At 45.9% G+C, this 12,043-nt stretch carries 11 protein-coding genes; 4 read left to right on the top strand and 7 right to left on the bottom strand.

The window, feature by feature from the left end:
• Positions 1-33: 33 nt before the first annotated feature.
• A complete protein-coding gene (pepB, locus tag K6Y21_RS04910; RefSeq protein ID WP_233070661.1) occupies positions 34-1,323 on the top strand; it encodes an aminopeptidase PepB in 1,290 nt (429 codons plus the stop codon).
• A 75-nt stretch (positions 1,324-1,398) separates the two neighbouring features.
• On the opposite strand, the gene K6Y21_RS04905 is transcribed toward pepB, so the two are convergent.
• Positions 1,399-2,271, bottom strand: coding sequence for a GGDEF domain-containing protein (locus K6Y21_RS04905; RefSeq protein ID WP_233070660.1), 873 nt, complete (start codon positions 2,269-2,271; stop codon positions 1,399-1,401).
• Between the two features lie 137 nt (positions 2,272-2,408).
• Between K6Y21_RS04905 and K6Y21_RS04900 the strand changes: the two genes are divergently transcribed.
• The gene (locus tag K6Y21_RS04900) at positions 2,409-4,358 is read left to right on the top strand and encodes a cation:proton antiporter (RefSeq protein WP_233070659.1); all 1,950 of its coding nucleotides are present in this window, start codon (positions 2,409-2,411) and stop codon (positions 4,356-4,358) included.
• A 3-nt stretch (positions 4,359-4,361) separates the two neighbouring features.
• On the opposite strand, the gene K6Y21_RS04895 is transcribed toward K6Y21_RS04900, so the two are convergent.
• The 6 genes from K6Y21_RS04895 to K6Y21_RS04870 form a co-directional block, all read right to left on the bottom strand.
• A complete protein-coding gene (locus K6Y21_RS04895) occupies positions 4,362-5,483 on the bottom strand; it encodes a patatin-like phospholipase family protein (RefSeq protein ID WP_233070658.1) in 1,122 nt (373 codons plus the stop codon).
• A 132-nt stretch (positions 5,484-5,615) separates the two neighbouring features.
• Positions 5,616-7,331, bottom strand: coding sequence for a proline--tRNA ligase (locus K6Y21_RS04890; protein ID WP_233070657.1), 1,716 nt, complete (start codon positions 7,329-7,331; stop codon positions 5,616-5,618).
• A 107-nt stretch (positions 7,332-7,438) separates the two neighbouring features.
• The gene (tsaA, locus tag K6Y21_RS04885) at positions 7,439-8,170 is read right to left on the bottom strand and encodes a tRNA (N6-threonylcarbamoyladenosine(37)-N6)-methyltransferase TrmO (protein ID WP_233070656.1); all 732 of its coding nucleotides are present in this window, start codon (positions 8,168-8,170) and stop codon (positions 7,439-7,441) included.
• Positions 8,142-8,516 carry an Rcs stress response system protein RcsF gene (rcsF, locus tag K6Y21_RS04880; RefSeq protein WP_233070655.1) on the bottom strand — a complete coding sequence of 125 codons (375 nt, stop codon included), beginning with the start codon at positions 8,514-8,516 and terminating at the stop codon, positions 8,142-8,144. The genes tsaA and rcsF overlap by 29 nt, the downstream gene beginning before the upstream one ends.
• A 122-nt stretch (positions 8,517-8,638) precedes the next feature.
• A complete protein-coding gene (locus K6Y21_RS04875) occupies positions 8,639-9,679 on the bottom strand; it encodes an NADP(H)-dependent aldo-keto reductase (RefSeq protein WP_233070654.1) in 1,041 nt (346 codons plus the stop codon).
• 38 nt (positions 9,680-9,717) lie between these two features.
• Positions 9,718-9,948, bottom strand: coding sequence for a hypothetical protein (locus tag K6Y21_RS04870; protein WP_233070653.1), 231 nt, complete (start codon positions 9,946-9,948; stop codon positions 9,718-9,720).
• Between the two features lie 143 nt (positions 9,949-10,091).
• Between K6Y21_RS04870 and K6Y21_RS04865 the strand changes: the two genes are divergently transcribed.
• Together K6Y21_RS04865 and gmhB are read left to right on the top strand one after the other, a co-directional pair.
• Positions 10,092-11,111, top strand: coding sequence for an NAD-dependent epimerase (locus K6Y21_RS04865; RefSeq protein WP_233070652.1), 1,020 nt, complete (start codon positions 10,092-10,094; stop codon positions 11,109-11,111).
• 12 nt (positions 11,112-11,123) lie between these two features.
• The gene (gene gmhB / locus K6Y21_RS04860) at positions 11,124-11,678 is read left to right on the top strand and encodes a D-glycero-beta-D-manno-heptose 1,7-bisphosphate 7-phosphatase (protein ID WP_233070651.1); all 555 of its coding nucleotides are present in this window, start codon (positions 11,124-11,126) and stop codon (positions 11,676-11,678) included.
• The last annotated feature ends 365 nt before the right edge of the window (positions 11,679-12,043 follow it).

Genomic DNA, 12,043 nt, shown 5'->3' with positions numbered 1-12,043 from the left:
TATGCTGATTGTCTGACTTATTTTTAAGGAACCATGATCATGTCTTTTGCTGTTTACCTTAGTCTGGATCCCGCCCCAGCTCTGTGGGGGGAAGGGGCGCTGTTAAGCTTTGCAGCTGAGCAAGCGTATATTCACCTTGACCCTGCTCAAGATACGCCGCGTCAAGTACAAAAAGCGGCTCGTAAATTGGCCAATATGGGGATCCCAAGCGTCATATTAAAAGGTGACCATTGGACTAACGAGTGGCGTTGGCTATTTAACCAAGGTTTTTATAACGCTAAAACCGGCGCGAATATTGATTGGGGCCAAGTATCTGATGAAGATGCATCTTGGCTCAATACCGTTAAGCTGACAACGGAGTGGGTGCGTGAAACCATTAACAAAACCCCAGAAGAGCTAGGCCCAAGCCAACTCGCTTTGCAAGCCGCCGAGTTTCTATCGGAATTAGACAGCCAGCATATTAGTTATCGCTATGTCACAGGTGATGAACTACTTGAGCAAGGATATGTCGGGATCTACCAAGTGGGTCGAGGCAGTGAACGCAAGGGGGTCATGTTACAGCTTGACTACAACCCTACGGGTGATGCCAATGCCCCTTATGATATCGCCCTTGTTGGTAAGGGGATCACCTTTGACTCAGGCGGCTATAGCCTAAAATCCAGCGACGGTATGTCGGTGATGAAAAGTGACATGGGCGGTGCGGCCACCTTAACGGGGGCATTAGCCTTAGCCATTACTCAAGGGTTAAAAAAGCGCGTCAAGCTGTTCTTATGCTGTGCAGAAAACTTGGTCAGTGGCCATGCTTACAAGTTGGGCGACATCATTACCTACAAAAATGGCGTGCGTGTTGAGATCTTAAACACCGACGCCGAAGGCCGGTTAGTGATGGCCGATGGCTTGATTGCCGCTGGAGAATTGAACCCCAAAGTGATTATTGATGCGGCGACACTGACGGGCGCGGCTAAAATGGCGGTGGGCCGAGACTACAACAGCGTACTGAGTATGGACGACGAGCTGGTTCACCGAGCATTGACTTGTGCTCGCGAAGTGAATGAGCAAGCTTGGCCATTGCCTTTTGCGCCTTGGCATAGTGAGCAAATCAGCTCTTCGTTTGCAGATATTGCCAATGTTGGCAGTGGCGAAGGCACAGCTGGTGCGAGCACCGCAGCGGCCTTTTTGTCTAAGTTTGTGGCCAACCCAGAAAAAAACTGGTTACATTTTGATTTATCAGGCGCTTACCAAAAAGTGCCGAATGACTTATGGGCTGCGGGCGGTAAAGGTCATGGTGTGCGCACCATCGCTAAGCTGTTATTGAGCTTATAAGTTGAGTTAAAAATGGCCCGATGCGAAGGGCCATTTTATTATTACCTTAATCTACCTAGCTCTGTAGGTGGGGTATTATTTTCTTTTCTTATCTTTGTATAGGGCAACGTCTGCTTTACGAAACAGCTCAGTGGTCGATAGCCCACGATGCCAGTTATGGCAGCCGATACTGGAGCTGAGTTTTAGATCGGCTAACGTTGGATCGGCCGCGATCATCTTACGAATTCTTTGCTCTACCAAAGTGGCGGAGTCGGCTGTCGTAGGTGTCAAAATTATGGCGAATTCGTCTCCACCAAGGCGAAATACCATATCAGAATGACGGATGGCTTTGGTTAATACGCTTGCAAATGCAGTTAACGCTTGGTCTCCAACCTGATGTCCTAAATTATCATTGATCAATTTGAAATCATTCAAATCAAGCAACATGAGCGCTAAGCCTTGCTCTGCACGACTGCAATGCTCTATTGAGCGAGAAATACTTTCTTCGTAATACGCTCGGTTACCTATGCCGGTGAGATGATCTTTTAACGAAATCGCTTTTAACTCTGACATGCGTAGGCAATGTTGCAATGGCAAAAGCAATAAGCGGTGTAGATCATCAAGCAATGACAGGGACCCCTCATCTAAAGGGGTGGCGCAGCGATAACTGATGTAACCGAGTTGATGTTCATGGTGCGTATTGAGCGCAAAGTTTTCTATATAGTCGCTGCTTTTTCTAAAATCGGCAGTGAAAAAGCCTTGTTCAGACTGGAAGCGAATGCCAATAAACTGGACAAAACGTGCCGCTTGGGTGGCAAAGTTGCGCATCAATTCTTTCAACTCTAGGCTTTGTTGCAGTGCTTCCATTACCTCAAGTTTGTCATCACTACTCAGAGTGAATCCATTGTTACACGCAATGGATAATGTGGCTGGCTCATTTAGGCTAGTTACTCGGCTCAAGTTATCCATGTTTTCCTCACTTTGGCTACTTTCTCAATATCACTTTTTATCATGCAGGTTATATGCCATTAATTATTCGTTATTCAGAAAGATAAATTTAGGGTTATTGGCTAACCTTAAAACAGTTACTTATAGGGGGAATCGACTTGCTTGAGTTTGTGCTTTTACTCTTATTGGCCGTGATAAATGTGGCAATTTTCCGCCGCCTTGCCTTGCCAGCCATTATTGCTTATTTGTTTACGGGGCTGATTATTGGGCCTAGTGGCTTATCGTTTTTTGCTGATTTTCACGATATGGAGCTGATTGCAGAGCTGGGTATCGTGTTTTTAATGTTTTCATTAGGCCTGGAATTTTCCTTAAGTAAATTATTATCGATGCGCACCTTAGTGTTTGGTTTGGGTGGGGCGCAGGTGTTTTGCTCTTCTTTGTTGTTTTTTATTGTTGCTTTGTTGTTTGGTATCTCTTGGCAACCTGCCATTGTTATCGCTGGCGCCCTCGCCATGTCATCCACGGCCATTATCATTAAACAGTTAGCTGAACAGCAAAAGATCCATACCCGGCGTGGCCAGTTAGCGGTCAGTGTGCTGCTGTTTCAAGATTTGTCTGTCGTCCCTCTATTAATCGTGGTGCCGATTTTAGCGGTTGCGGACATGGAGCCGGTTGCCATCGCTACAACCTTGATGATCGCACTGGCAAAGGGCTGCTTAGCTGTAATGGTGATCTTGGCGATGGGTAAGTGGTGCTTGCCTCGTTTGTTCCATGAAATTGCCAGTGATCACAGTGATGAATTATTTGTGCTCACCACCTTGTTGGTTGCGCTGTTAACGGGTGTGTTAACACATTTGTTGGGGTTATCCATGGCTTTAGGCGCTTTTTTGGCAGGGATGATGCTGAGCGAAAGTCATTATAAGCATCAGCTTGAGGCGGATATAAGGCCGTTTCGTGATGTGTTGATGGGACTGTTTTTTGTCACCATAGGTATGCTGATTGATTTAACTGTGCTACTTGAGCATTGGTTAGCGTTAGTTGGTTTAGTGCTCATTTTAATGTTGGTCAAAATGTTAATTGTATCTGGGCTTGCTGTGGTGCTACGTCAACGTCACACCGATGCCATTGCCGCTGGTATGATGTTAAGTCAAGTCGGAGAGTTTGGCTTTGTGCTAATGGCGTTAGCGAGCAAACACCAACTGGTCACACCCGGTCAGGCGTCGATTGTGGTGGCGGTGGGGGTGGTGTCGATGTCGCTTACCCCAAGCTTGGTCAAATACAGCCACCAATTCAGTGTCGACTTACTGCATAGCTCTGAAGCGTTATTAAAGAAACGAAAGCCATTGCCGGGTGAGTTTGCAGAGCATGTGATCATTTGTGGTTATGGCCGGGTAGGCCAAACCATCGCGCGATTTTTAAAGGCAGAAGGCATCAGTTATGTTGCGCTGGATCGCGATCCTTTGCGCATCAAAGAAGCGGTCAGTGGGGGGGAGGCCGTGGCTTTCGGTGATGCTTGTCGGCGAGAAATTTTGCTGATGTTAGGTGTGACTAAAGCTAAGCTGGTCATCATCACTTTTAATAACCATAAGAAAACCATAAGTATGCTCAATACTATCTCGAAGTTAAATCCCGATGCGAAGGTGCTGGTGCGGACTAAGGATGATAAGGATATTGTAGAATTAAAGGCCAACGGAGCAACCGAAGTTGTCCCTGAGGTGTTGGAGGGGAGCCTGATGTTGGTTTCCCATGTTTTACTTATGTCGGGTGTGCCAATTTCTAAAATCATCAAAAAAATGCAACATGAGCGAGAAAGTCAATATCAGCATTTACATAGTTTTTTCCATGGCCAGACGAGTGAAAATAAAGTCGAGCATGTCAGTGAACGGTTACATGCTGTTGAAATTGTTGCAGGTAGTATCGCCCTTGGGCGGAGTTTACAAAAGCTGTCACTCGACCGGGTAGATATAATTGAATGGCGCCGAAATGGTGAAGACATATTGCAAACGGCCGACATCGATGAAACGGTCAAACAGGGCGATATTTTACTTTTATCGGGCGAAAGTAAAGACATCGAAGTGGCAGAATCACATCTACTTTATGGGCATTAGGGCTTAATTGAATAAAAAATCTTGGATGGATTGCACTTGGTTTTGAGCGTCTTGATAGCCCAATTGCAGCAGCTCTCGGGTGTAGTTTTGTTCAAACATTAAATAGGATGCCAACGTTGACTCGCTGCCTTTTTTAATGCCCAAACTACGTAGGAGTAATTTCACACTCAATGGCAGTGCATCATAGTGTTTATCGGCCAGTTGATTAAAACCTTGGCTTGGTTTAATGACAAAACTTTCAATGGTACTGAGTTGCATAGGATGAGACTGATGTTGGGCTAATAAGGCTAAGGTGCTATTGATCCGGTTCATTCGCTCAATGTCAGAATTTAGAGTGTCGGTGAAAATCGTGTCTAACAAGTGGCCGGAAATCTCAGATACATTCGGGATATGGCGCGGCGCATTGGCCTTCACTCGTGGTTGCTCTAAGCTAATCACTAAGATTTTTTTGGCACCTAAGTGAATAGCAGGGCTTAACGGTGACAGTTGGTGTATAGAGCCATCACCGAAATAATCTTGGCCTATCTGACAGGGAGGAAATAGCAGTGGGATTGCAGAAGTTGCCAGTAAATGCTCTGCGTTGATCACTGTGCTAACTCCTTTACGTCTGGCTCGTTGCCAACAAGGTTGTTTGCCATCGGATTGATAAAAGCTAATTGAATCGCCGGTGGAGTAGTCGGATGCCGTGATCGCTAGCGCATTAATGGCACCAGCGAGTATATTTCTGTCAATGCGCTCAAAATCCATGTAGCGGTTTAACATTTCTCGCAGCGGTGAATTATCAAGCAGTGAGAAGCCTGGTTTGTAGGCATAATCAGCCTGAAAACTAGAAAACACGTTAGACAACATTTTGCCTGTGAGCTTAAGCATATCGGTTTGATAAACCTGATTTGTATGGAAGTTGCGCCACATAAAGTCCAATTTTTTTACGCCCAGACGAAAACAACTGGCATAGCAGGCGAGGGCAGTAATGTTGATGCCGCCTGCCGAGGTGCCGCATAAAATATTAAACGGCGAGTGGTGATTTCTGGGATAAAGCTCGGCTATGGCTTTTAATACCCCTACTTGGTAGGCCGCTCTCGCCCCACCTCCGGTTAAAATCAACGCACAAGATTTTGTTTTCATGCGTTAAGTTTAGCCATATTCAATACAGCTTTGGGAAATTAATTTGTTGCTAGAGTAGGCGTTATAGTTAGAAAGGATAAAAAGAAACAGGGACATAAGGTCCCTGCTTTAGGATTAATGCGAGGCGTGTGCTTAGTTGAGCTGCGCTAAGATTTGCCCTAACACAGCATCAACCGCGACTTCTTCTTTGCTGCCTAGTTTACGGTTTTTGTACTCAACCACTTGGTTATCTAGGCTGCGGTCGCCAATGACAATCGTGTGGGGAATACCGGTTAGTTCCATGTCTTTAAACATCACACCTGGACGCTCCTTACGATCGTCAAATAGCACATCCACGCCAGCCTCACGTAAGCCTTGATAGAGTTGCTCGGCAACCTCGGCCACACGCTCAGATTTATGCATGTTCATTGGGATGATAGCGACAGTAAAAGGTGCAATCGCTTCTGGCCAGATAATGCCATGCTCATCGTTGTTTTGTTCAATTGCCGCTGCCACAATGCGTGATACGCCAATGCCGTAACAACCCATGGTCATTATTTGGTTTTTGCCTTGCTCGTTAAGCACGGCGGCGTTCATCGACTTAGAATAGTTGTCACCGAGTTGGAAGATATGGCCCACTTCGATACCGCGCGCAATAGACAGGGTACCTTGACCGCAAGGACTAAGGTCGCCCGCGACCACGTTACGTAAATCGGCAACTTGAGGCTCATTTGCATCACGACCCCAGTTGATACCGAAGAAGTGTTGGCCATCGATGTTAGCGCCAGCAGAAAAATCGTTCATGGCTGCAACGGTGCGATCAGCTATCACAGGAATAGGTAGGTTAACAGGGCCAAGTGAGCCTGGGCCAGCGCCAATGGCTGCACGGATTTCTTCTTCCGTGGCGAAGGTTAATGGTGAAGCAATACCTTCAATTTTCTCCGCCTTGATCTCGTTTAGTTCGTGATCGCCTCGGACCAACAGAGCGATGAGCTCATGCTCAGATTCTTCATCGGCTTTAACGATTAAGGTTTTCACAGTTTTTTCAATGGCTACGTCAAATTGAGCGACGAGCTCCTCGATGGTTTTAGCATCAGGTGTGGCCACTTGTGTCAGCTCTTGGGTCGCCGCTGCTCTTGGCTCGCTTGGCGCTAATGCTTCGGCCTTTTCAATGTTGGCGGCGTAATCGCTGGCATCTGAGAATACGATATCGTCTTCACCGCTTTGTGCCAGTACATGGAATTCATGTGATGCACTGCCACCGATGCTGCCAGTGTCGGCAATAACAGGGCGATACTCTAAGCCGAGACGATCAAAGATGCGACAATAAGCGTCAAACATCGTTTGATAGGTTTTTTCTAAACACTCTTGTGAGGTGTGGAATGAATATGCGTCTTTCATGGTGAATTCACGCGCGCGCATCACACCAAAACGAGGGCGAACTTCATCTCGGAATTTAGTTTGAACTTGGTATAGATTTAGCGGCAGTTGCTTGTAACTCGCGACTTCTTTACGCACTAATTCGGTAATGACTTCTTCGTGCGTTGGGCCTAATACAAAATCGCGTTGATGGCGATCTTTAATGCGCAGTAATTCTGGACCAAATTTTTCCCACCGGCCCGTTTCATGCCATAGGTCAGCGGGTTGTACCACAGGCATCAGCACTTCGATAGCGCCAGCTCTGTCCATCTCTTCACGTACGATGTTTTCAACTTTGCGTAATACGCGCAAGCCAGTGGGTAACCAAGTGTATAGGCCTGAGGCCAACTTTCTCACCATGCCTGCTCGTAGCATAAGTTGATGGCTGATGATCTCAGCGTCGCTTGGTGTTTCTTTCACCGTTGAAAGTAAATAGTTACTGGTACGCATCTTATTCCTGTCGTTTTGGTTATGTTCTTAATGGGTTGAGTTTACCAGTGCCGACTAAGTCAGCAAAGGGCTATCTGAATACAGCAAGGCTTTTTGTTAGCTTGCTATCAAGTTATGTCAAGCACAGTGATGATGTGATGGTTGACTTGCCAGCGAATGTTAAATTCATAAAGTGAGACAGCGTAAACCTTGTCATCGGCTTTGTTACGTTTATAAGCGGGACGAGGATCTTGTAATAATACTTGTTCTATCAGTACTTGCAGTTTTGGATAGCGCACTTCAATGATGCTTAATTGCTGTTTTGCCAACTCAGCAAAGTGTACCTCAACTTGAGTAGAGGGGGGCGTGGGGGCAAAATCACTGCTGGCATGGGGCAGGGCATCGGCAAACGGAAGATAAGGCTTAATGTCAACGATGGGTGTACCATCGAGTAAATCAAGTTCACTAATGTTTAAATAAACTTGGCGCTTAATTATTTCAATGCCCTCATTTTTGACCACCGAAAGCCCTAACGGGTTAGGACGAAAAGTAGAGCGCGTTGCGAACACGCCGGCTTTGACATTGCCACCTAAGCGCGGGGGCCTGACTAGCGGTTTCCAGCCTTGAGCCATGGTTTCATGGAACACGAAAATCAGCCACAAATGTGAGTATTGCTCGATGGATTTAAAGGCATCGGGTGAGTTGACTTCACCGAGTAGTTTAATTCTCCCTTTGGCGGCAGGGGCTAACCCGGGTTGCCTGGGAATGCCAAATTTTTGCCTATAAGGTGATTCCACCAGGCCTATTTCAGATAGCGAAATACTGGCCATGTTATTGCGCGACTTTGATTGCTTGCCCATAACAAAGGGTTGCTTCAATGCACACTTCATCTTGGGTCTCGATACAGCTTGAAAAAATAATGCCGTTGGCACCGGCATCTGCGGCGGCAAGGCGAGCTTGGGTTCTTGCATCTGCAAACGTAGGCTTGGCTTCATGCTCTAGCTGTTTACATACGGACCCCTCCACTGTGGTTAGTGGGATGTAGTTGAGCTCAGCTAATTCCGCTTTTTCATATACCTTGACTTGGGAAGGCTTAAAGTATTGCTCAAAGTTTTCTTTGTCGACATTAGAATGAAAGCGGTAGTTACTGCATCCGCTGACGAAACTGACCAATATGCAGGTGGATAGTAGAGTGGTTTTACGCATTGAATTACGCCTCGGTTGAACAGGGCAAAGAGTGTAGCAAAGTTAAATCAGGAGTGGGAGCGTCTCACTGAGATTCCATCAACAAATGAGCTGGCGAGGTGTCAGCTCATTTGTTGATTAAATTAGGGGCATGGATTTGGGTACTGTTGAAATAAATGGTTAATTGTCGACATAACTTCGTCAGTAAGCTGAAGATCAACACTGGCGATATTGCTAGCGAGCTGAGTCATGTCTGTCGCACCAATGATATTACTGGCAACAAACGGTTGCTGATTCACAAAAGCCAGAGCCATCTGACTTGGGTCTAACTGATGCGTTTTAGCTAGCTCAACATAAGCTTGGGTTGCCGCTTCGGCTTGTGGGTTGGTGTAACGTTGGAAGCGTTCAAATAATGACAATCTCGCATTAGCTGGACGCTGGCCATCGAGGTATTTTCCAGACAACACGCCAAAACCCAGTGGAGAATATGCCAGTAATTCCACTCCTTCTCGCTGGGCAAACTCTGCAAGGCCTTGTTCAAAGGTGCGATTAAGCAAATTATAAGGGTTTTGAATCGTCACAATGCGTGGCAGATTGTGTTTTTCGGCTAGGCGTAAGTATTGCGACATGCCCCAAGGCGTTTCGTTGGAGATACCGATATAGCGGATTTTACCTGCCTTGACCAGCTCTTGCAGGGCTTCAAGGGTCTCGACCACGGGAGTGTAGGTTTCTTCGCTGGCATATTGGTAATTGAGTTGGCCAAAAAAATTGGTTTGTCGTTCGGGCCAATGCATTTGATACAGATCGATATAGTCTGTTTGTAAGCGCGCTAAGCTTTCATCTACCGCAAGATGAATATTTCTGCGGTCAAGTGCCATATTAGGGCGAATATTGACCCCGCGGCCACTCGATGGACCTGCTACTTTGGACGCAAGGATGATTTTTTCTCTTTGCCCGGTTTTAGCTAACCAAGTGCCTATGTATTTTTCGGTCAGGCCTTGGGTGTCGGGCTTTGGCGGAACGGGATACATTTCCGCCGTATCAATAAAGTTGACACCATGAGCAAGGGCGAAATCGAGCTGTTGGTGGGCCTGTTGCTCACTGTTTTGTTCCCCCCATGTCATGGTACCTAAACAAATTTTGCTGACTTCGAGGGCGCTGTGCGGGATCTTATGATATTTCATTACTTCCTGCTTATAGGGCTTAGAAAGAAAAGCCTGAGTTAATACTCAGGCACATTGACTTGACTGAAACCAATTTCGTTGGCTTGAGAAAGCGCCATTTCATGGCTTTTAAAGCAGGTCTCGCGGCCCAAACTGTCGGTCAAAATGACGCCTTCACCTTCGTTGTTTTTACAATCTAAAATCCAACCTTCGCCATGGGTGGCTGGGATGATGTTGGCTTCGGCGAGTTGCTGATGACGATAGAGTGTTTTTAATCCGGAAATATCCATGTTTGACCTCTTTTGTGATAGCGACAATTATTTATAGCAGAAACAAAGAAGCAGAGGGAATAGGCAACAAGGTGACAAATGGCTAGAATGAGAGCCAGATAAGATTTAATTTTTCAATTTGAACAAGCTGATAAGGAACCTCCATGAAAGTGCTTGTTACCGGAGCCGCAGGCTTCATAGGCAGTTATACTAGTTTACGCTTACTCGACGATGGCCATGAGGTGGTAGGCTTAGACAACCTTAATGATTATTATGATCCCCAATTAAAGCGAGACCGATTAGCGCGGTTAGAAGGGCGAGATGGCTTTAACTTTGTAAAAATGGACCTTGAAGACCGAGTTGGCATCGCTAAGTTGTTCGCTGATGAACAATTTGATGGCGTGATTAACTTAGCGGCTCAAGCAGGCGTTCGCTATTCCTTAGAAAACCCCCACTCTTATATAGATTCAAATGTCGTGGGGTTCGTCAATATATTGGAGGGCTGTCGTCATAACCAAGTTAAACATCTTGTCTATGCTTCATCGAGTTCGGTATACGGCTTGAATACGCAAATGCCATTTTCGGTAGAGCACAGTGTCGACCACCCGGTATCCCTTTATGCCGCGACTAAAAAATCCAATGAATTAATGGCCCATACTTATAGTCACTTGTTCAATTTACCCACCACTGGCTTACGATTTTTTACCGTATATGGTCCATGGGGGCGGCCTGATATGGCCTTATTCTTATTTACTAAGGCTATCATCGATGGCAAGCCCATCAATGTATTCAACTACGGTAAGATGCAGCGAGACTTTACCTATATTGACGATATCGTGGAAGGTGTCGTGCGCTCACTCTACACCACACCTGAAGCAAATAGCTCATGGACGCCAGAGCACGCTAGCCCAGCACAAAGTTCAGCGCCTTATCGGGTATACAATATAGGTAATAATCAGCCTGTCGAACTTGGCTACTTTATCGAACAAATAGAGCAGAGTTTAGGCATGACGGCTGAAAAGAATATGATGCCGATACAACCAGGCGATGTGCCAGCCACTTATGCTGATATCGATGCGCTAATCGAAGATGTAGGCTACAAGCCTGCGACGCCGATTGAACAAGGAATCAGTCAGTTTGTTGCTTGGTATCGTGACTACTATAAAATCAAAGCAAAACAATAATAGGGATGTAACGTGAGTAAACCAGCAGTATTTATCGATCGAGATGGCGTATTGAATGTCGATCATGGTTATGTCTATGAAGTGGATGACTTTGAGTTTATTGATGGCGCCATTGAAGCATGCCAAGAAATAAAGCAAAAAGGCTATTTATTAATATTGGTGACTAATCAATCGGGTATTGGTCGAGGTTATTACACTGAAGATGAATTTCATAATCTAACCGAGTGGATGGATTGGTCTTTAGCTGACAGAGGTGTTGATTTGGATGGGATATATTACTGCCCACACCACCCTGAAGCAGTGGTGGCTGAATTTAAACAAGAATGTGATTGTCGCAAGCCTGCACCGGGAATGCTCTTGACGGCTGCCAAAGAGTTAAATGTCGATATGGCAAAATCTTACTTTGTTGGTGATAAAACCGCTGACATCTTGGCAGGTAAGGCGGCTGGCGTGGCAACCAATGTCTTGGTTGAAACTGGAAAGGCATTAACACAAGAAGGTATTGAACAAGCCGATTTTGTAGAGAAAGATCTGCGCGCTTTTGCTGCCACACTGACCAAAATCTAGTGATCGATAAACGAATCGGTGGTGCTCTTAGTATCGATGAGCACCTCAAGCTGAGCCCCTGATAAAATAAATTCATAAAAGCCTTGCGCCAAAATCGAATCTCCCTATAATGCGCATCCACTGACACGGCACAGCGCAAGGCGCAAGGCGCAAGGCAGTATCAGGGAGTCAGAAGCTGAGGTTTCTAACCAGAAAGAAAAATCGAAAATTTCTTAAAATTAACGATTGACTTTCAAAGCGGCTAGCGTAGAATGCGCAGCCCTGACGAGGTGAAGCGAAAGCCACTGAGTCACTGTTCTTTAACAATCTAATCATGCAATCTGTGTGAATACTCATGTTGAAAGCCACGGCTAACAACGCAATGG

The sequence above is a fragment of the Motilimonas eburnea genome, assembly GCF_021295345.1.
In the GTDB taxonomy this organism is placed as follows: Bacteria; Pseudomonadota; Gammaproteobacteria; order Enterobacterales; family CBDFNC01; genus Motilimonas; species Motilimonas eburnea.
The sequence above is the reverse complement of the archived record's forward strand: the minus strand, read 5'-3'. Positions and strand labels throughout refer to the sequence as shown.